General features: G+C 46.9%; 19 protein-coding genes and 4 tRNA genes. 15 read left to right on the top strand and 8 right to left on the bottom strand.

Annotated elements, in window-relative coordinates; translation table 11 throughout:
* Positions 1-7 precede the first annotated feature (7 nt).
* Positions 8-98: transfer RNA gene (locus ACI49J_RS03215), tRNA-Arg, on the bottom strand.
* A gap of 110 nt (positions 99-208) precedes the next feature.
* Entirely contained in the window at positions 209-1,540 is a 1,332-nt protein-coding gene (locus ACI49J_RS03210; RefSeq protein ID WP_240252507.1) for a hypothetical protein, read from the bottom strand.
* 277 nt (positions 1,541-1,817) lie between these two features.
* Between ACI49J_RS03210 and ACI49J_RS03205 the strand changes: the two genes are divergently transcribed.
* From ACI49J_RS03205 to glyA, 11 genes are all read left to right on the top strand, one after another.
* Positions 1,818-2,471, top strand: a complete 654-nt coding sequence (locus tag ACI49J_RS03205; protein WP_011182870.1) for an IS6-like element ISSte1 family transposase — start codon at positions 1,818-1,820, stop codon at positions 2,469-2,471.
* Between the two features lie 95 nt (positions 2,472-2,566).
* On the top strand, positions 2,567-3,130 hold the full coding sequence (locus tag ACI49J_RS03200) for a hypothetical protein (RefSeq protein ID WP_240254464.1): 564 nt from the start codon (positions 2,567-2,569) through the stop codon (positions 3,128-3,130).
* Positions 3,127-4,716 (top strand): hypothetical protein, encoded by a 1,590-nt coding sequence (locus tag ACI49J_RS03195; RefSeq protein ID WP_240254465.1) that lies wholly within the window; start codon positions 3,127-3,129, stop codon positions 4,714-4,716. The genes ACI49J_RS03200 and ACI49J_RS03195 overlap by 4 nt, the downstream gene beginning before the upstream one ends.
* Positions 4,713-6,287, top strand: a complete 1,575-nt coding sequence (locus tag ACI49J_RS03190) for a hypothetical protein (RefSeq protein ID WP_409366462.1) — start codon at positions 4,713-4,715, stop codon at positions 6,285-6,287. The genes ACI49J_RS03195 and ACI49J_RS03190 overlap by 4 nt, the downstream gene beginning before the upstream one ends.
* 8 nt (positions 6,288-6,295) lie before the next feature.
* Positions 6,296-6,730 (top strand): hypothetical protein, encoded by a 435-nt coding sequence (locus ACI49J_RS03185; RefSeq protein WP_240254467.1) that lies wholly within the window; start codon positions 6,296-6,298, stop codon positions 6,728-6,730.
* Positions 6,731-6,830: 100 nt separating this feature from the next.
* Positions 6,831-7,217, top strand: a complete 387-nt coding sequence (gene speD / locus ACI49J_RS03180) for an adenosylmethionine decarboxylase (protein ID WP_240254468.1) — start codon at positions 6,831-6,833, stop codon at positions 7,215-7,217.
* A 77-nt stretch (positions 7,218-7,294) separates the two neighbouring features.
* Positions 7,295-8,341 (top strand): hydroxymethylglutaryl-CoA synthase, encoded by a 1,047-nt coding sequence (locus ACI49J_RS03175; RefSeq protein ID WP_240254469.1) that lies wholly within the window; start codon positions 7,295-7,297, stop codon positions 8,339-8,341.
* A gap of 13 nt (positions 8,342-8,354) precedes the next feature.
* Positions 8,355-9,437 carry a thiolase family protein gene (locus tag ACI49J_RS03170; RefSeq protein ID WP_240254471.1) on the top strand — a complete coding sequence of 361 codons (1,083 nt, stop codon included), beginning with the start codon at positions 8,355-8,357 and terminating at the stop codon, positions 9,435-9,437.
* A gap of 4 nt (positions 9,438-9,441) precedes the next feature.
* A complete protein-coding gene (locus ACI49J_RS03165) occupies positions 9,442-9,849 on the top strand; it encodes a Zn-ribbon domain-containing OB-fold protein (protein WP_012021590.1) in 408 nt (135 codons plus the stop codon).
* Positions 9,836-11,068: a hydroxymethylglutaryl-CoA reductase (NADPH) gene (gene hmgA, locus ACI49J_RS03160; RefSeq protein WP_240254473.1), complete on the top strand. Its 1,233-nt coding sequence runs from the start codon at positions 9,836-9,838 to the stop codon at positions 11,066-11,068. The genes ACI49J_RS03165 and hmgA overlap by 14 nt, the downstream gene beginning before the upstream one ends.
* Positions 11,069-11,091: 23 nt before the next feature.
* Positions 11,092-12,387 carry a serine hydroxymethyltransferase gene (gene glyA, locus ACI49J_RS03155; RefSeq protein ID WP_240254475.1) on the top strand — a complete coding sequence of 432 codons (1,296 nt, stop codon included), beginning with the start codon at positions 11,092-11,094 and terminating at the stop codon, positions 12,385-12,387.
* A 20-nt stretch (positions 12,388-12,407) separates the two neighbouring features.
* On the opposite strand, the gene ACI49J_RS03150 is transcribed toward glyA, so the two are convergent.
* The 5 genes from ACI49J_RS03150 to ACI49J_RS03130 form a co-directional block, all read right to left on the bottom strand.
* Positions 12,408-12,560 (bottom strand): hypothetical protein, encoded by a 153-nt coding sequence (locus tag ACI49J_RS03150; RefSeq protein ID WP_240254476.1) that lies wholly within the window; start codon positions 12,558-12,560, stop codon positions 12,408-12,410.
* Between the two features lie 334 nt (positions 12,561-12,894).
* Complete coding sequence (locus tag ACI49J_RS03145) at positions 12,895-13,302, bottom strand: universal stress protein (protein WP_240254478.1); 408 nt, start codon at positions 13,300-13,302, stop codon at positions 12,895-12,897.
* Positions 13,303-13,306: 4 nt separating this feature from the next.
* Positions 13,307-14,329 carry a phosphorylating glyceraldehyde-3-phosphate dehydrogenase gene (locus ACI49J_RS03140; RefSeq protein WP_240254480.1) on the bottom strand — a complete coding sequence of 341 codons (1,023 nt, stop codon included), beginning with the start codon at positions 14,327-14,329 and terminating at the stop codon, positions 13,307-13,309.
* Entirely contained in the window at positions 14,326-15,567 is a 1,242-nt protein-coding gene (locus tag ACI49J_RS03135) for a phosphoglycerate kinase (protein ID WP_240254645.1), read from the bottom strand. The genes ACI49J_RS03140 and ACI49J_RS03135 overlap by 4 nt, the downstream gene beginning before the upstream one ends.
* Before the next feature lie 41 nt (positions 15,568-15,608).
* A complete protein-coding gene (locus ACI49J_RS03130) occupies positions 15,609-16,352 on the bottom strand; it encodes a hypothetical protein (protein ID WP_240254482.1) in 744 nt (247 codons plus the stop codon).
* Positions 16,353-16,492: 140 nt separating this feature from the next.
* On the opposite strand from ACI49J_RS03130, the gene ACI49J_RS03125 reads away from it, so the two are divergent.
* From ACI49J_RS03125 to ACI49J_RS03110, 4 genes are all read left to right on the top strand, one after another.
* Positions 16,493-16,565: transfer RNA gene (locus tag ACI49J_RS03125), tRNA-Gln, on the top strand.
* A 271-nt stretch (positions 16,566-16,836) separates the two neighbouring features.
* Positions 16,837-17,700, top strand: a complete 864-nt coding sequence (locus ACI49J_RS03120; RefSeq protein WP_240254483.1) for a metal-dependent hydrolase — start codon at positions 16,837-16,839, stop codon at positions 17,698-17,700.
* 281 nt (positions 17,701-17,981) lie between these two features.
* Positions 17,982-18,072: transfer RNA gene (locus ACI49J_RS03115), tRNA-Met, on the top strand.
* Positions 18,073-18,286: 214 nt separating this feature from the next.
* Positions 18,287-18,375 (top strand) — tRNA-Thr (locus ACI49J_RS03110).
* Here ACI49J_RS03110 and ACI49J_RS03105 read toward each other — a convergent pair.
* Complete coding sequence (locus tag ACI49J_RS03105) at positions 18,357-18,434, bottom strand: ribbon-helix-helix protein, CopG family (protein WP_264080560.1); 78 nt, start codon at positions 18,432-18,434, stop codon at positions 18,357-18,359. The two genes, ACI49J_RS03110 and ACI49J_RS03105, sit on opposite strands and share 19 nt — an antisense overlap.
* Positions 18,435-18,575: the final 141 nt, after the last annotated feature.

Here is an 18,575-nt window from a genome sequence, read left to right as displayed (position 1 = left end):
TGAAAAGCGGACCCGGGGGGATTCGGACCCCCGACCCTCGGCTCACTCTTGCCTCCGCTTAGGAGGCCGGCGCTCTATCCTGGCTGAGCTACGGGTCCCTACAAGTAAAGGGGGATACATCAAAAAAGATTTACTCTCATCAGCGATGCAGACATTTACCTTGTAACCACATGAAAGGAGTTGGTTTTAGCGAAGTCTTTAAAAAAGACTATCCTATTATCCAAGTATTAGGCCCAGACTCCATCAAGTACGTGATGTTAGCATATTTATATTGACCTGATCCTGACGGCCAATACCAAGCTATAGCAGATAATGTAGCTGGTGGAGAGGAGGATGGATACACAAAGTTCCAATAGACTATTCCGTATAGAGAATGTTTAGCATTATTGATAGTTAAATTATACGCCATAGTATTATTATAATATGGGCCATGCTTGAGCATAGTGGTAGATATGTTATAGAAACATGTATCCGTGACATTATTTTTGTTTTGTTTTGTCACCAAGAACGCTTGAGATATAGCGTCTGTAAAACTATTGGAACCAAAAGTAATTTTTATCTCGTACCCATTAGCTTCACCAATGGGAAAAGAAATATTTCCAATAATTGTTCTATTACTGTAAAAAAGTGTTACATTATTACCTGTTTGATGGCCGTAAGTAAAGTTTAGAAAATACCAATTAAATGGAGATACTGAACCTAAGAGGTGGCTTCCACTATTCTCATTGGTACTAACGTAAATATTATATCCACTTTGATATATTTTTAGATAGTAAAATTGATTGTTTGTAGTATTTATTATGGCATAAAATATGGTAGAATTCGTTGTAGCATTGCCCAGCGGTTCAAACCATAGACCTGTCTGGACTCCCTTATTATTGGTGAACAGAAGAGGTGCTTGGAAATTCACTTGTTGACTATTTCCTAGATAACTACCCGTGTGCGTCACAACATAAAGTCCTAAACCGGCATCGGCTGGATTCACGAAGAAGTAGCCGAGCCTATACCATTTCCCAAACTCATGCGTCAAGACCCAGACCACGACGATCTGACCTGTCTTCGCAACGAAATGCGCAATATAAGTCCCGGTGCTTGACGCGTTGTATGCGGGTACCCCTGACTGAAGTTGTTGTCCCTGCGGAGTATAAACAGGCGAATTTAGCGTGAAATGGGGCAATATCTTAAGGCCTCCCGAATAATTCATGAAAATGGTTGCGTTAGGATTTCCTTGGGGACTATATAGGTAAGTTCCCAGACCAGGCAAAGGATTAACCACGAATGGGACTAGAACCACGTTCTTCACTGGGGCAGAGTACCACAGTAGAAATGATATGTTAAAATAAGTGTAGCTGGGCCCTATTCCCTTGAACGTTATAGGTGACACGAAGATCTCGGTTTGCTTTGATTGAGATACTACAATCTCGTTCCCCGCAATGGTTGAGCCCTGAGTAGAAAAGTAAGAATTATAGAGACCAAATACTCCTATCGCTAGCATTAATGTAACAAGGACCACTAGAAGAGTTACCACCACTGAAGGCATATTATAAAATCAGCTAGCCAGTATTTAAGTCAATGAAGAGATTTCACGCGAAATTTGTGCCCGAACCCTGAGTCACCAGATCATACCTTCTTAAATAGTGGTCAGATTTGTTAATTTTTTATATCACCGCTAGAATTCAATTTAACTCGCCCTGAAAATGATCAGGGATAGTTTCGTGGACTAATTTCGAAAAGCCAACCCGTGTGTGTCCAACAATATTGCTAAATTAGACAAAATAATATTTAAGGGTCAGGACGGGTCTATCACGTGAGCAGACGTGAAGAGGAGCGTACCTCTTCCCGTCCTGACCCAGGTAATGATCTACCTTCTCCAACTTAATAACCTTAAGCCCCGGTTCTGGTCCCTTCAGGAGTTGGCGGAAGCGTTAGCTAGTTATTTCCTTGGACTATCCCTCAGGAGGTTCAGGGTCCCGAGGAGCACGGTTCACTATTATTGGAGAAGAGCGACGAGGACGACGCTCGACCTCCCCTTGACCGGGGAGTACGCGGTGGACGAGACGAAGGTACTTCTGGTGAAGGGGGTGATGTACTACCTGTGGGTCGTGAGGGACGTCAACACGGGAGTTATCCCGTTCTTCATGATCACGAAGGCCAGGTCGGGCCTCGACGTGATTATCCTCGTGAAGCGAGTGAGGCAGGTGGAGATAAGGACGAGAGGAGAGTTCCTGAGGGCCAAGTACATACACGACGGCCTCCCCGCGTACAACTTCCTCTCGATAGCGGGGGTCGACCACGAGCACGTCACCTTCGGGATTAGGAACAGGGTTGAGCAGGTGTTTAGAACCGCGAAGCATAGGCTCTCGACCATGGACTTCCACTTCCCGTGGAACGCGAGCAAGAGAAGCCTTGAATCCTGGTTCTCGGCCTTCTTCACGGTCTACAATCTATTGGAAATTTGGAGGGAGAAATAAATTGTTGGACACACACAGCCAACCCCGTAGCCAAGTTTATATCTTCATTCATTAAAACTTTTTTACACTGTAGATAGCTATTTATATAGAAGTTCATGCCCGAAAACATTGTCCAAGAGATAATATTAATTTCCATAGTTGTGGCTTTGGGAATTGCTGTAGTCGCTTTCTCGATCTCTGTGCTCTATCCTCAGATAATTCTAACATCTGAGGAACAGACTGCGAGCAATATAGCTTCACAAACGACTCTCAGCGTTGGACCTCTCCTTGTCAATTCAACGTCGGGTAGCTTGGTCCTGGAAGTTTATGATCCAGCCGAGAGCGGAAACGTTTCCATAGTTGCCTTTTATGTTCCACAAAGTTTTGAGCCTTCAATCTCCTTAGTTACACCTACCAGTCCTCCAGGCCCCTCAACCTTTAAGGTCTACTCGATTACTGGGGCTCCAGATAGGCCAGAGGACATCTCGAGAATATATGACTTGAATGGTCAAGTTCTGTATAATTCTCCCTTGACCGCGTATACCACCCCCTTCAATACCCCAGTCACTGTGTTTGCGAAGGGGTACCAACAGGGGGATATAATCGTGATATGGGTTCTCTACGGTCAAGGGGACACCTTCAGGATAGGTTACACTTTCACGGGGGTGCCCTCCTCATGATCAGGAGAGCCATATCCGTGCCCATTTTCATGGTCCTCATGTTTATTTTACTTGTGGCAGTCATAGTTCCAGCCTATCTTTTTATGAGCTCGACACAAATCTACTCGAACCAGGGATCACAACAGGCAACCGGATACCTCGAGGGACAGACACAGGAGGTGAACCAGGTATTTAGGGGGAATCCAAACGTCTACTATAACTCAAGCAAGTCACCATATCTTGAGGTTATCTTCACGTCAATTCCATACCCGTTAAACGTGACGCAGATCTACTACTACAACGGAACAACTTGGAGCCCTGTGCTAAAGGGTTCCCTGGTTGTTGCGGGAAACACGTTCATACCGCTTCCAAGTAAGGCGTTTGATAAACCTATCATCATGGTGTCGGGCGAAGGTAATGTGTATTTCCTGAACCCAAATACCTCGATCAACACAGTAAATGTGCAGGGACCAGCAGGGAAACTCCCGGTGTATATTGCCTCCTTTGTCGAGAATGGGTCTAACTTCATACCTGTGTCGGTTCAGGTCATTTTTCCGACCACGGGAAGTAGCTCGATTACACCTCAGGTTTACTATGTTACGCCTGGGACCTATCCCCTAACTGATAAGAACCAGACTGTTTTCCTACCTCAGTACGGACTGACTGGAACCTTCCAGAACTGGTCCATAGTGGGAGGAACGCTTAGTGCAACGAATCAGCTTTCAACGTCCGTCACCGTGTTCTCTGCAACTGTAATAACTGCGATTTATAAAGCTCAGACTACTAAGTATGAGGTTCAGATAGTGCCTAAGAATATTCCATTGGCCCCTAACGTAACTATAAAAAATTATAAAAACACATGTTTAAATCTGACATCTCTAAATAAAACAATTCCTGTAAAAATAGACAACAAGAAATACATCTTAACCTCCTCTGGTATTGAGCTAAACTTAACCTACGGATACCATCTTATACAGTTCCCATCTTATTATAACATTTCGTTCGATTATGCCAACACTAGCAATAATAATAAAAATAACTTTTTCATGTATGCCGGAGAGATTAATTGTTACAAATTTGATGGACTATCTTCCTCTAAGTTATCTAAGTTAAATGTTTCGATCAAGGGGACAGACATTATCTTCGTCAACGGAACTGGCAAGGTTTATGGAGTCTATGCTCTATCTAACGTATATTATGCCATCCTGGTGAATAATAGTTTTTCATTTCCAAATGGTGTTAGTCTTAAACCCGGGAGTACGGCTGCAATTGGAGATATTGCGGGACAGCTGATTCAAGTAAACAACAGTTTTGTAATAGGGCCTACAACTAATGATGGTGTGGAAAGACTGTATTTTAAGAATGGGACTACTCTTGATTTTACATATGTTTACTTATGTGGGCTAAGTGGGCAATTTAAAACCTCAACAGGAAATTTCTCTCAGCTCTTATCAAATCCCCTCAATATTACAGTGGTTAGTCCTGCTGGAAAAGTGGTTTATAAGATTTATAATGATGAAATAATTAAGAGTTCGCCATTTACCATAAACTATCCCTTTTATATAACAGACTTCCAACGGTGGGAATATGGAGGTAATGAGTTATGAAACTCTCAAGAGGTTTAACTAATGCCATTGCAATTCTGATGCTTATCATAGTAGTCTTGGTAATCTCCATTCCCATGATTACATTCTTCACAAACAGCCAACAAGCAGGTACCGAGAAACTGGCACTAGTCAATAACTACATTTTCCTCAAGAACCTTCAGGTTAAGCAAGTCGAATATGGACATCCTGCAATTTACTACGCGAACTCCTCCATAGAGTTCTACTACACCAACGGCACCTTCGTTCCTCCTACCAACCTCACCATTGTGAAGATCCTTTACCTACAAGGTGGAGTATGGCTAAACCTTTCTTATAATTACCCTATCACGGTCAACGCGTTCACAAATCTGACCCTTCCCAGTTACGTTCAGGGGAAACCCATCATCATTGTGACCTCCCTGGGTAACTTTTTCTTCCTAACACCTAAATCGTCTATTGGACCATACTCCACCTCAGCTAAAGGTGGTCTAGTTATCGCAGCTGAGATCGCTGAGCCTAATGGACCTATTGGAGTAGCCACTAACGTGACCACAAACATTGATGGGACCTACAAGAACTACACCACACCCGTAGCGTTTCCAAATCAGACGGGAACTTTTGTGGTCAAGGCTCCTGAGTATGTGTTTTATGAGAGACCTAATGGATCTATTGTAACAGGAGTGTTTCACAACTGGATCGCTAGTGGGCTAACCCTGAACAGCACCTCGTATAGAGTGGCCAATGTTTCCTTAGGTGGAGGTTCAATGTCCCTCATTGCTAACTATACGCCCTTAACTAAAACAATTAAGTTAGAAATCACTACTTATCCTTTTACCACCATTAATGTTACAGTTAACGGAATTAGATACACAATAAATGGGAATGAAAATATATCAGTACTTGCTGGTTTTATTAACGTAACCGTTAATACATTGCAATTTAATAATACAAAATACGAGAATAAAGGTATTATATATCATTACGCCTATGAGTCTTCGTCTATAGACACGACAAACTATCCTTCTTATGAGTTTATCGCGTTCGTTAACCCATCAAGTAGTTATTCTACATTAAAAATCAGTTATGTAAATGTTTTTAACTATATTAGAATTTTTGCCTTATATTCTGCGAAAGATATTCCGAATAATGTCAAAAGTATCGAATATTATTATTGTTTTGCAGACGCTTTACAACACGTTTATAACATACCTCCTTTGACTAATAATCCTAGCGAATATGGCCTATACTTTCAACTTAATAGTAGTTTATATAATTATTCTAATCAGCCAATCTGGATTAAAAATGGAACGTACTATATTAGTGGAATAGGAGATTTTATGAATATTACTGATTTATATTGTTTAGTTACAAATCAGCCATATGAGCATTTAATCATAAGTAATTGTTATGTAAACGTAACTTATACTAATCTCACCTATCATATATTCAATGGTGGTCTTACTTGGTCGCCCTGCGAGTTTTTAAATACTACTGATCAAAATAATTCACTGTTACAGCCTATAGTCACGATAAATTATCCCACGAACATCACTGTTATATATACATGGGATATAGGTTGGGATAAACTTTAGGTGATTCCATGAAAGCTCAATCTGAATTCATTGCCTTCATCATCGCAATAATCCTAATCGTCGTCATCCTAGTACCTCTAGCCTTCCTAGTTCTCGACTTTTCAAAACCCTCAGCTCAACAGGTAGACGAAATCTCAGTACTCAGGAGACAGATAGATGGAGGATCTATCCTCCTCTTCTTCAACTCCACGCCCTCTAAATCAACCCTGCTCACGATAAGAGGAGGGAGTAACTACACTCTAGAGGGCATATTCTATGACTATCATGGCCAATGGATCAATATCTCCAACCAGATCACGTCACCTCACACTGTCCCAGCCCCCCTCATCTACAACTTCACCCTCCCCTCCTACGTATGGAACAGAACCCTTCTCCTCGAGATCTCAGGTTACAACGTCTCAGTTTTCGCCACCGTTCTCCCAAATGAGACTGCCTTTGCATAGTAATTCCCTTTTCCTTCATCCCTTCTTTCTACCTCAAAACCTCTAGTTACATTTATTAATCCTAGATCCATCTTCATGACGGAGGGTACAAGAACAGGAGATGTCTGAACAGGTCACGTTCCAATCCCCTGAAGACAGAATAATAGGAAAACACGTTTTCGGAAATCTATACGACATTGACCCGGAAGACCTGAACAACGAGCAACTCCTCAAGGATCTAGTTCTGAAGGCAGTTGAGATCGCTCACATGAACCTGGTCGAGGCTAAGTCCTGGAGCTTCGGTGGAAAGAAGGGCGGAGTCTCGGTCATAGCCCTAATTGAGGAGAGCCACATCGCACTTCACACATGGAACGAATACAACTACGCCACTCTAGACGTTTACACCTGCGGAGAGGACAGCGACCCCCAGGCTGCTTTCAAGTTCATCGTCGAGGCCCTGAAGCCTAGACGATACCAAGTCTTCTTCGCAGATAGAAGCTCCAGTTAATCTTTTTTCGACTCTTGTCTATAACCCTATAGACAATTACCGAAAACCTTTATAATCATGATGAATTAAGGGACAGGATGCACACAGGTATCATTGGATGGGGCTCTTACGTTCCGAAGTACAGGATAAAGGTAAGCGATATTGCCTCTGTGTGGGGCAAGGAGGAGGGAGTTGTTAAGGCACTAGGTCTCACGGAGAAGTCGGTTCCGGCAGCCGATGAGGACTCGACGACGATGGCAATTGAGGCTTCGAGGGACGCCCTCACAAGGGCGATGATTGACCCCAGGGAAGTTGAGATGGCGCTCTTTGGTTCTGAGTCCAAGGTTTACGCAGTCAAGTCAACCTCGGCGATCCTGATCGACGCGCTGGGTCTGTCCAAGTTCTCCTTGACGGCGGACCTAGAGTTCGCCTGCAGGGCTGCTTCAGCGGGACTCAGGATGGCTTTCTCCATGGTTGAGAGCGGTCAGGTTTCCTACTCACTCGTGGTTGGATCTGATACAGCGCAATCCAATCCTGGTGACGTTCTCGAGTTGAGCTCAGCCGCAGCTGCGGTGGCCTTCGTCGTCGGAAGGGCGGAGGAGGCCTCAGCTGTGGTTGAGGCGAGTACGTCCTACGTTACTGACACCCCGGACTTCTGGAGGAGGGATGGGATGCCGTATCCGCTTCACGGGGAGGCCTTCACAGGAGAACCTGCTTACTTCGCCCACATTTATGAGGCCGTGAATAGGTTACTTCAGGACACCGGGCTCAAGGTTTCTGACTTTGACTACTTTGTGTTTCACCAACCCAACGGAAAGTTCCCGTTCCAGATGGCCAAGAAACTTGGAGTACCCCTTGAGAAGGTGAAGCAGGGAATGGTCTCAACCCTGATTGGGAACCCCTACAATGCCTCGGCTCTCCTCGGATTCGCGAGGGTACTAGATGTGGCCAAGCCTGGCCAGAGGATCCTCGTGGCTCCCTTCGGGAGTGGTGCTGGAAGTGACGCATATAGCTTCATGATAACTGACAAGATCCTCGAGAGACAGAAGTTAGCCCACACCACGGACTACTACATCCAAAGAAAGAAGCTCGTGGATTACGCGAGTTACGCAAAGACAACCCACAAGTTCAAGGTTTACGACTAACTAGGTGAACCCCATGAACGTTTTCGTTGCCACAGGATCCACTCTCCGCATTGATAGGTATTACGAGAACAGCCTCCTAGACCTTGCCATAGCTGCGGTCTCGGAGCTCGAGGAGGAGCTCAGCGAGCACAAACCCGACGTTCTCCTCCTGGCCAACGCCTATGGTGAAAGTACCGAGGAGCAGGTTCAGCTCGCGGGGAAACTTGCGAGAGCCCTAGGTTACAGGATCCCGGCTATCCGTGTCGAGAACGGAGACGCAAGCGGAGGATCTGCAATCTACTCCGCTTACTCCCTAGTGAAGTCGGGCACAGCTAAGTCAGTGTTGGTGGTTGGAGCCGAGAAACTCGGCGATTTCCCTGCATCTCACCTAAACGACATACTGGCTGAGAATCTAGATGAGGAGTTCTCCTACAGGGCCGGGGTAATCCCTCAGGCCTTCGCTGCAATCCAGATGAAGCTCTACATGAAGAGGTACAACGTTCCCAGGGAATACTTCGCTGAGTGGCCCTACCTCATGCATAAGTATGCTTCTGAGAATCATTACGCTTACCTGAAATTCCCCGTGGATAAGGAGACAATCCTTTCATCACAGGTTGTGTCTGACCCGCTCAGGCTCTTCGACACGGCTGCGAGGGCAGATGGCGCCTCAGCGGTCCTGATCACGAATGAGGAGGTCGCGAGGAAGGTTAGCGAGGCCCCTGTGAAGGTAGAGGGGGTTAGCTTCTCAACTGCTGGGGTTAACCTGAGGGAATTGCTCTCCGTTAGGGATGCCGTATCCCCATGGAGGGAGTTTAAGCCTGACTTCTACGAAATCCACGATTCCTACAGCGTGACCGCGGCCATGATCCTAGACGAGCTAGGTCTTGAGAGGGGAAAATCCCTTCTTCACCTGGATCAAGTTCAGGTTAACTACTCCGGAGGCCTGAAGGCGAGAGGTTACCCGGGAGGTGCCACGGGAGTTTACCAAGTTGCCGAGGGATATGCCCAGCTCACGGGGACATTCAAGGGGAGAAGGGTGAAGGACGCAAGGAGGGGACTCGTTGTGTCCATGGACGACCTGGGTTCAGTTGCGGTTACCGTAGCTCTTTCGAGGTGAGAACATGAGAATTCTACCACCTAAGATCTGGAGAAACAAGGACACCCACTACTCTCTCGTGGCCTCAGTCTGCGAGAAGTGCGGTCACGTGAACTTTCCGGCCAGGACTGTCTGCAGTAACTGCGGTTCCTTCAGGGTAACCACCAAGAGGCTTTCGGGGAAGGGTGTGCTTGTGTCCTACACAGTTTCCCACCAGGTCAGGACTGGCCACGAGAAGGAATCCCCAGTCTATTACGGTCTCATAAGGCTTGACGAGGGAGTGGAGCTCGTGGCTCCCCTGGTTGACGTCGATGAGGAACCTAGGGAAGGACAGAGGGTTGAGGCCACAATAAGGAGGTTAAGGGTTGACTCGAGCAATGGGCTTATAGAGTACGGCACGAAATTTAGGTTGGTAAGTGATGGACAAAATTGATGAAGTCGTGGAGAAGGTAGTTAAGGGAGAGATAGAGCTTCACAGGGTTGACGAGCACCTCGACGGAAACGCTGCCGTAGTAGCCAGGAGGATGGCCATAGAGAGGCTCACGGGAAAGAGCTTTCCTTCGATTGGGGCAACGATCATAGACTACCTTGACGTTAAGGGAAGAAACGCCGAGAACGTGATAGGGGCTGCGCAGGTACCTCTAGGAGTTGCCGGTCCCATCATGGTTGAGGGAGATTACGCTAAGGGGTCATTTTTCGTTCCCCTTGCCACAACGGAAGGGGCGTTAATTGCTAGCGTTAACAGGGGAATGAAGGTCCTGAGACTTGCCGGCCCCGTTAGGACAAAGGTCCTGAGAGATGGAATGACAAGGGCTCCAGTGTTTACCTTTGAGTCCGCGCTGGACGCCTTCAGGTTCACGGAATGGGTCAAGAGCAACTTTCAGGAGGTAAAGAGGGTTGCCGAGTCCACCTCGTCTCACGCTAGACTTATCAAGATAGACCCACTACAGCTCGGGAACAACGTCTGGTTGAGGTTTGAGTATGAGACCGGCGACGCCATGGGAATGAACATGGTTACCGTGGCTACCGAGACCGCGTGCTCCTACCTGGAGGAGAAGTTTCCCGGGGCGAGGTGTGTTGCGGTTAGCGGAAATGCCTGCAGTGACAAGAAACAGTCGATGACGAACGAACTCCTGGGAAGGGGTAAGAGCGTAGTGGCTGAGGCATTAATACCCTCGAGAGTACTCGAGACTCACCTGAGAACTACTGCAGACAGGATTCAGGAGGTCAACCTGAGAAAGAACTGGTTGGGTGGAGCTAGGGCTGGTACAATCTTCCAGTTCAATGCCCACTTCGCAAACATCATCGCTGCTATCTTCATCGCAACAGGACAGGATGTTGCACAGGTGGTTGAGAGCAGTACGGGTTATACCTGGGTAGAGAACAGGAACGGTGATCTATACATCTCCGTCACTCTTCCCTCCCTCGAGGTGGGTACTGTTGGAGGGGGGACGAGGCTACCCACACAAAGGGAGGCCCTCTCTATGATGGGGGTAGACGGAGGTGGCAATCCACCTGGGAGTAATGCCAGAAAACTTGCAGAGATAATCTCCGCCGCCGTTTTGGCTGGCGAGCTGAACCTTCTGTCTGCTCTCTCCACAAGGGAGCTAGGGAAAGCACACCTGCGCTTGGGTAGGGGCATGAAGACTTAATTTTTTGGAAATAATCTAGACTCATGGACGTCCAAAAGGAACTCGAAAAAGTGATTGAGCTCACCAGAAGTCAGAACAGGTGGAGAAGGACTGAGACCATCAACCTGATTGCCTCCGAGAACGTTATGAGTCCCTTGGCTGAAGCCCTCTACATGAGCGATTTCATGTCAAGATACGCTGAGGGAAAACCCTTCAAGAGGTTCTATCAGGGAACAAAGTACGTGGATGAGGTCGAGACTCTGGCCATGGACTACATGAACCAGGTCACGGGGAGCAAGTTCTGCGACCTGAGACCCACAAGTGGTACGTTGGCCAACGCCGCAGTATTCAGGGTTCTGGCCAATCCTGGAGACAAGGCTTTAATCGCACCGGTTCAGGCTGGGGCTCACGTTAGTCACACCAAGTTTGGAACCCTTGGGGCCCTTGGAATAGAGCACATAGAGATGCCATACGACGAGGAGAACATGAATGTTGACGTAGATAGGGCAGTGAAAATGATAGAGCAGATTAAGCCCAAGTTCGTTGTTCTAGGAGGTAGCCTTTACCTCTTCCCGCATCCCACTAAGGAGCTCGCGCCTCACGTTCACTCGGTGGGGGCAAAGCTGGTGTACGATGCAGCCCACGTTTATGGGCTCATGACTGGTAAGGTCTGGAGTAATCCTCTTGATGAGGGAGCTGACTTCCTTAATGTTTCTACCCACAAAACTTTTCCAGGACCTCAAGGCGGAGCCATATTCTCGAACGAAGAGGAGGAGTTCAAGAAGGTGTCTAGGACAATCTTCCCCTGGTTCGTGAGTAACCACCATCTACATAGGTTACCCTCCACGGCTGTGACTGCGCTCGAGATGAAGGTTTACGGGGAGGATTACGCTAAGCAGATAACCAGGAACTCGAAAGCCTTGGCGGAGGCCCTAGCCTCTTTCGGCTTCAAGGTGATAGGAGAACATCTGGGATACACCAAGAGTCACCAGGTTGCTGTCGACGTGAAGAACCTTGGAGGAGGAGCCTACGTTGCGAAGACGCTCGAGAGTGCTAACATCATAGTGAATAAGAACCTCTTACCTCACGATCCACCGGAGGCAGTTAATGATCCAAGCGGAATAAGAATTGGGGTTCAGGAAATGACGAGATTCGGGATGAAGGAGGGTGAGATGGAAGAGATAGCAGAATTGATGAAGCAGATCCTCGTGGATAAGAGGGACATTAACGAGATGAGGAGGAAGGTAACCGAGATGAGATCCAGATTCCTTGAGGTTAAGTACGCGCTAACATATGATCTGTCCAAGTATAACTCAAAGCTGATCCCGATGATACTCTAGGTCAAAGGTCTTTTTCAAATTCACTTCAGGAGAAATCTCCATAGCGGAACAAAGCTAATTCCATCAATCTCGTCCTCGTAGTCCCAAGTGATGACTTTCCTTTTTCCCTTCACCTCCTTAATGTTCTCTATTTCTCTTCTAGGTACCTCATCTTTCCTGCTCGCATAGTTCACCCGGAGGAATCCATTTGGAGTCACGAAGTCTTATCAGTATACTGATAAAGTAAGACGAGAATCTTTCTCACTTTACTGAGAAAGTATAACCAGGAGTTTGCACCCCGTCTTGGAAGATGTGCTGGATGACTTCAACTTGAATCAATCTCGACTCTAGATTCAGAATAGTGTTAAGACTCATAAGAAATTTCAGCGATATACTCTTCTGCGTCACACTAAACCGAATTCCTTGGCAAAATATCTCACTACTCAGCTAAAAAGAGCTAACTTTAGACCAGGTCCTCTATTACACGTTCTAGGCACTTTGAACGTTAACGTAATAGAGTCCCTAAACTTACCTTACAACTATAACTGTTACAGGCGCATTAACGACAACGGAGAGGGCATTTGAACCTGTGTTGATGTCACTGTTCGTCGTGTTCCCCCTGGCTCCCATTATCACGGCGTCAAACACGCCTTCCGATAGAACCTTGATGATCTCGTTGGAGGTGCTACTATCCTTTGACACGTCGGCCACACGAAAGTCATAGTCTATTCTATCCTCAATTTTCTCCCTTACCAGCTTCTGTATAGACTCCTTATCTGAGCACCTATCACATGCGTAGAACACTGTGACCCTGGACCCGTATCTCAGGCTGAAGTCAACAGCTAGTTCCAGCGCCCTCATGCTGTTCTCCGAGCCGTCCACGGGAACCAAGATCTTCCTAAACCACATACTTACGGTGTAAGTTGGAGACCCCATATCATCACACCAGGTATCCCTTTCCAATTCCCATGGAGGCGTTGGTCATCTCGATTGACTTCCTTCCGTCTGCGAAACCTGAGACCGCCCTGATTGCGTCCACGTTCTCAGGGACAACGATAGATTCCTGGTGAACTGCGTACATTAAGAAGACCTCATTTCCCCTGACTGAGACGGAGTCCTCAAAGACCACCAGCTCGTATAGGTCATTTCTGGGTCTCCCCATGTCCCTGGCAACTTCAACTATCTCAGCGGTAGAGGACACCTTAGATTTCCCAGATGCCAGAAGTATCCTGGGGGTTGAGCTGAGCACCGAGAGGACGTCCTCCCTCGTAACTGGGTTACTCACCGTGACGTCTAGGAGGTGAACGTGCATCAGCGTCGTGGGAGCCACCACTGCCATGGTTACAATGTCCAGGTCCTTGAGCACTGTATTAACGTCCTTTGCATGATGGCTTGGGATCGAGGCTGGATCAGGCACAAGGGAATTGATAGGTCCCTTCTTCACTTCCTTTGGGTCAGCAGCTCTCCTCACTATGGTTCCCCTGACTTTCGCAATCTTGCTTACCCTGTTCAGGGTGCACAGCGTCCTCAATAGCCCAGTGGTATTACAGGACACGACTCTTACGTACCGCTTATCCACTGCCTCATCATAGTTGCAAAGAGCTGAGAAGGAAACGTCAGCCACATTGGCCTTCTCTCCTCCCTGAAATAGTGCCCTCTTACCCATGGACGAGTAAACCTGCTTATATTGGGCACCAACGCCGTTTGGAGTGGCGTCTACCACAACGTCAGCTTCCTTGATCATGTCCTCTAGGACTCCCCTTACCTTGATCCCTGCCTCCTCAAACTCCTTCAACGACTCCTTAGTCACATAGAGGTTTATCCCCATCTTCTGGGCCTGATATGCTTCGTAGTTAGGTGAGGTCTTAGATACCCCTACCAAGGTCATGTCAGGTTGTGCAAGGATCGCACTTGCGACCCTCTTACCAATGGTTCCGTAACCGTTAACTGCTACCTTGATCATTTCTTGAGCACCTCCCTGGCTGAAATGTCTAGGGCCTCAAGGGCCGGTAACCTTTCGCCTGCAAGGAAAAGGAGCAGAGCTCCACCTCCTGTGGATACGTGAACCTTGGAACTATCTAGGGGTCCTATTCCCCCAAGGAGGCTGATCATGTGACCACCCCCAACAATGAGGTAACCGGGACTCTCCAGTGAGTTCTTGAGAAGCGTTCTACTAGATTCCCTGAACCTTTCGTCCTCTATTACCCCCATTGGTCCCCTCATGACAATGATCTTCGCGTCCCTTATAAATGACGAATATATCCCAACTGTAGTTGAGCCTACGTCCTTGATTACTGCTGTGACCTTGTTTGCAGGTTCTTCGTATACCTGACCTCCCTTCTCCACCTTGAAGTCTACGGGAATCTCCACGGGAGCTCCAGACAAGAGAAGTTTTCTCGCCCTTGGAACTAAGCTAAGAACTCCGGCCTTCTCAAGAACCTGAAGATTGTCTTTCCCCAGGTCTAGTCCCTTGGCAACCGCGAAGAGCTCAGCAATGAGCCCGCCAGTCAATATCCTATCAGCTAGTCTCCTTTTCACGAGATTCTCAATTATCCTGAGGCTATCCAGAACCTTCCCGCCACCCATGATGAAGACCTTGGGCTCCTCTCCCTCGTTGAAGACCTTGGCTAGAGCTGATACCTCCTTCTCCATGACCCTTCCTGCACTGGATCTTAGGACAAGTGGGAAACCCACGAGGCTAGCCTGGCTTCTGTGGGCCGTGGCGAAGGCGTCGTTCACGTAACCCTGGAAGAGTGGTTGAAGTCTGCGAACCAGAAAGCTCCTCGAGTGTTGAAGGGGAGAGGCCTCTATTAACTCCTCCGACACGAACCTGACATTGTCTAGAAGAAGGACGGACCCTAATTTCATGTTCTTTATCCTCTCCCTGGCATAGGGCCCCATAACGTCCCCCACGAACTCAACTTCCATATCGAGATGTTTCTGTAGTAGTCTCGAGTGTTCCTCGAGATCCGTAAAGTCATTGTCGCCTGGTCTTCCCTGATGCGAGACCAGGACCACCCCATTCCCTCGGCTCACGAGTTCACGAATTGTCTCAACGTGAGCCTTAATCCTGGAATCGTCTAGAAGTTTGCCCGTCTTTGAATCAACGGGTGAGTTTATGTCAATCCTCACAAGAACCTTGCTGTTGGTGAAGTTGAGATCATCCAGTGTGGGAATATTCATGTCATTTACTTTAATCAGAATTGATCCCCGCGATCATTTTAAACAAGGGGATTAAAATTTTAGCACGATGGATAGATCGAAAGAAAGTTATCCCAGAGCAAGGGGATCAGGGACTCCTTCCTAAGGTTGAGGAGAACTATCTCCACCTCAGTTGTCTGAGGATTTGGGGTCCTAGTCTTTAGCCTTAAACCTAGAGAGCTATCAAGAAAGTAGGAAAAGGATTCCTTTATCCTGAAGTGGTCCAGGTGAACTTTTCTGCAGTTAAAGGTTACCTTGGCTATCCTGGAATCCATGAAGTCTGTCTCGACGGTGCATTGGTCTCCTTCGCTCCCCATCATGGCATTGAAGAGATGTTCAACAGTGTAGGGAATTTGAGAACTGGAGACGCCTAGTGGAGGGATGAGAAGCTTAACGTCTCCTGTTGAGTTCTTAATCTTCCTTGCAATAAAGTTGAAGTTGAAGAAAAGGAAGACGTCGTTACATAATCTGAGCTTCACGGTCCTTATCTCGCCCACGTTTCCAATGTCGTCAAAGACCTTCCTTAACGAGTCTTGAAAGGTCATCTCGGACACGTTATAGCTAGTCTCTACCATTCCCTTCAACGAGAAGAGATTTGGAATAACTGGATCCTTGAGGTATTGGAGAATATATATCTCGTTCTTCCTGGAGCCTGCCTTCGAAATGGCCTTGGAGACTGTATTGGCAAGAAAGGAGAGCTCCCTATTTGATCCAACTATGGCCCATTCGCCAAACTTATCCCTTTCAAATCGTCGCTTATCTTTCCTGAAGATATTCCAGGGCATTCATTAATGTTTAGATGGCTACAATAAAAACCTTGAGAAAGAACGACCACAGAACTTCTTGTGGACAGTTAATCATCACGCAGAACGACTTGACGGGATATTAAGGAAGCTTTATAACGTGGAATTCAATTACTTAACTTAGCCGGGTAGTCTAGCGGCCAAGGATCCAGGGCTCTGGCCCCTGGGACCCCGGTTCGAATCCGGGCCCGGCTACCTTCTTTCAGACGATCTCTTCAACTTGGGGTTTACGTTATGTTCTACCTTAGGGGTCTCTTACCCATCTGAACATATCCACGAGGGTCTATCCTCGCATCTAGCTACGATTACCCAAAAGGTAATCCATAAGTAAACTTCCAATTCTGTTAACCCTCAAGGAGATAAAGGGATACCTATAACATGGGTCACGATCCTTTCAGAGGATCTTTCATCTAGTTCTCGGACTTTACTGTGAGAAAACTAAAAAGCGGAGGCAATTTCTCCTCTCATGAATCTAAATTCACATATAGCCTTTGCACTGGCGGTAGGTCTGGCTCTATTCCACAACATACCCCTGGCGGTTCTCGTTGGAATCGGCGCAGCTTTGCCTGACCTAGACAGGGAATACATCTTCACCAGACGAAAGATATTTGCAAAGTACCAACTACACAGGGCACTCTTTCATAACGTTTTTGTTGGACTAGCAGTGATGTACTTCGACTTCTATCTGGGACTAGGGATGTTTCTCCACTTTGGATTAGACTTGTTAACCTCTCCCACAGATAGAGGTATCGAACTTTTCTTCCCCCTTGGAAGACTAGTTAAGACGTTTAAGCTTCACTATGACGGGAAGGTATCCAGGGAAAAGGGGATAATGTGGTACCTAGAGGATCCTTCTACCCTCGTCAATAGGACTGCGGATCCCGGACTTAGGGAGATAGAAAGGATGCCATGGATAAGGGTCTATGGCCCATTCAAGAACAGCAGGTTGGTGGATTGGACAATCTTCTACGGCAGCTTCATCTTTATTCAGCTCTACGAGATTAACAACCTGTTAAGTTGGTGGGAAAATTTCCTGTACACCGTGTTTGTGAAATACCTTCTCATAGATGTCGGAATAGTGATCTTTTACGCCTTGGGTGAACTATGGAGGAGAAGGCTTCAGTTTAGACAGGTAAGCATGGTGACCAAGTCAGTCATCTTGGGTGGAATGATACTTGGGCTAGTCCTAATCTTGATCCAAGGAGCCACACTCTATTCCCCTATGACCCTGAACTCCAGGTTTTTGGAGTTGGGACTACTCTCATTAACTCTGGGCTTAGTCCTTGCGATAGTACACGTGAGGTTAAGGTTTAAGGAGATTGTCATGTAAGTCCTGAAATAACGGCTTTCTAAACATAGATCTTGCTAACCTGGGTTCTCTTCGATTATAGCGTGGAATTAGTATCCAATATCTAATTACTTGACGCCTATCCTTACAGATAGTTCTGATTGAGTGAAGCGCATTAATTTTAGATATCCATACACTAGCGTGGATTGACGAAGTTCGTCACGCGGGCATCAACTAATCTCAATAGACTTGAGAGAGTACAACGCTCTGGTCGCATACTCAATGAGTTAGATTTTAATGGGTTCAAAAAATAGTTATAACGTGCCGCCGTAGCTCAGCCTGGCCAGAGCGCCGGACTCATACGGATGCTGGGTCATCCGGTCGTCCGGGGTTCAAATCCCCGCGGCGGCACCATCTCCGCGTGGTAATTTTAGAACATTACCTGAGCTAGATAACCACCTTCCAGAAATCATGACAAGCAGGTTCTTCACGATTACACGTACGGAGAGTATACTTAAAGTGCAAGGATCCGTTAATCTCTACCGATGTATGTAACTAAAGACTCTTAGAAAACTAGTTAGCGGGCCATGAGTTAGATTTTAATGGGTTCAAAAAATAGTTATAACGTGCCGCTGTAGCTCAGCCTGGCCAGAGCGCCGGCCTTGTAAGGTTTCCCAAGTCAGCCGGCGGTCGCGGGTTCAAATCCCGCCAGCGGCTTCTAGATACTTCCTGAGTGCGTCCCTGATAATCTCACTCCTTGGAGTTCTCTTGTTCATAGCGTAGAGATCCAGCTTCAGCAGGAGATCCTCTTCCGCTTTAAACGTGATTACTCTCATTTTCTCGGTATTACTACCTTGAAAAGCTAGAATATATTCAGGATTTTCCCGCGGGAAAGAAACAGGGAGATAACTGAAAGT

Source organism: Metallosphaera sp. D4-4 (assembly GCF_046245145.1).
GTDB lineage: Archaea > Thermoproteota > Thermoprotei_A > Sulfolobales > Sulfolobaceae > Metallosphaera > Metallosphaera sedula.
The sequence above is the reverse complement of the archived record's forward strand: the minus strand, read 5'-3'. Positions and strand labels throughout refer to the sequence as shown.

Excerpts from the sequence above, each read along its gene's own strand:
- ACI49J_RS03130 (WP_240254482.1), bottom strand. The coding sequence starts at position 16,352 with ATGCCCTGGAATATCTTCAGGAAAGATAAGCGACGATTTGAAAGGGAT.
- ACI49J_RS03195 (WP_240254465.1), top strand. The coding sequence starts at position 3,127 with ATGATCAGGAGAGCCATATCCGTGCCCATTTTCATGGTCCTCATGTTT.
- ACI49J_RS03165 (WP_012021590.1), top strand. The coding sequence starts at position 9,442 with ATGAGAATTCTACCACCTAAGATCTGGAGAAACAAGGACACCCACTAC.
- ACI49J_RS03210 (WP_240252507.1), bottom strand. The coding sequence starts at position 1,540 with ATGCCTTCAGTGGTGGTAACTCTTCTAGTGGTCCTTGTTACATTAATG.
- speD (WP_240254468.1), top strand. The coding sequence starts at position 6,831 with ATGTCTGAACAGGTCACGTTCCAATCCCCTGAAGACAGAATAATAGGA.
- ACI49J_RS03105 (WP_264080560.1), bottom strand. The coding sequence starts at position 18,434 with ATGAACAAGAGAACTCCAAGGAGTGAGATTATCAGGGACGCACTCAGG.
- ACI49J_RS03190 (WP_409366462.1), top strand. The coding sequence starts at position 4,713 with ATGAAACTCTCAAGAGGTTTAACTAATGCCATTGCAATTCTGATGCTT.
- ACI49J_RS03175 (WP_240254469.1), top strand. The coding sequence starts at position 7,295 with ATGCACACAGGTATCATTGGATGGGGCTCTTACGTTCCGAAGTACAGG.
- ACI49J_RS03140 (WP_240254480.1), bottom strand. The coding sequence starts at position 14,329 with ATGATCAAGGTAGCAGTTAACGGTTACGGAACCATTGGTAAGAGGGTC.
- ACI49J_RS03120 (WP_240254483.1), top strand. The coding sequence starts at position 16,837 with ATGAATCTAAATTCACATATAGCCTTTGCACTGGCGGTAGGTCTGGCT.
- ACI49J_RS03170 (WP_240254471.1), top strand. The coding sequence starts at position 8,355 with ATGAACGTTTTCGTTGCCACAGGATCCACTCTCCGCATTGATAGGTAT.
- hmgA (WP_240254473.1), top strand. The coding sequence starts at position 9,836 with ATGGACAAAATTGATGAAGTCGTGGAGAAGGTAGTTAAGGGAGAGATA.
- glyA (WP_240254475.1), top strand. The coding sequence starts at position 11,092 with ATGGACGTCCAAAAGGAACTCGAAAAAGTGATTGAGCTCACCAGAAGT.
- ACI49J_RS03200 (WP_240254464.1), top strand. The coding sequence starts at position 2,567 with ATGCCCGAAAACATTGTCCAAGAGATAATATTAATTTCCATAGTTGTG.
- ACI49J_RS03185 (WP_240254467.1), top strand. The coding sequence starts at position 6,296 with ATGAAAGCTCAATCTGAATTCATTGCCTTCATCATCGCAATAATCCTA.
- ACI49J_RS03145 (WP_240254478.1), bottom strand. The coding sequence starts at position 13,302 with ATGGGGTCTCCAACTTACACCGTAAGTATGTGGTTTAGGAAGATCTTG.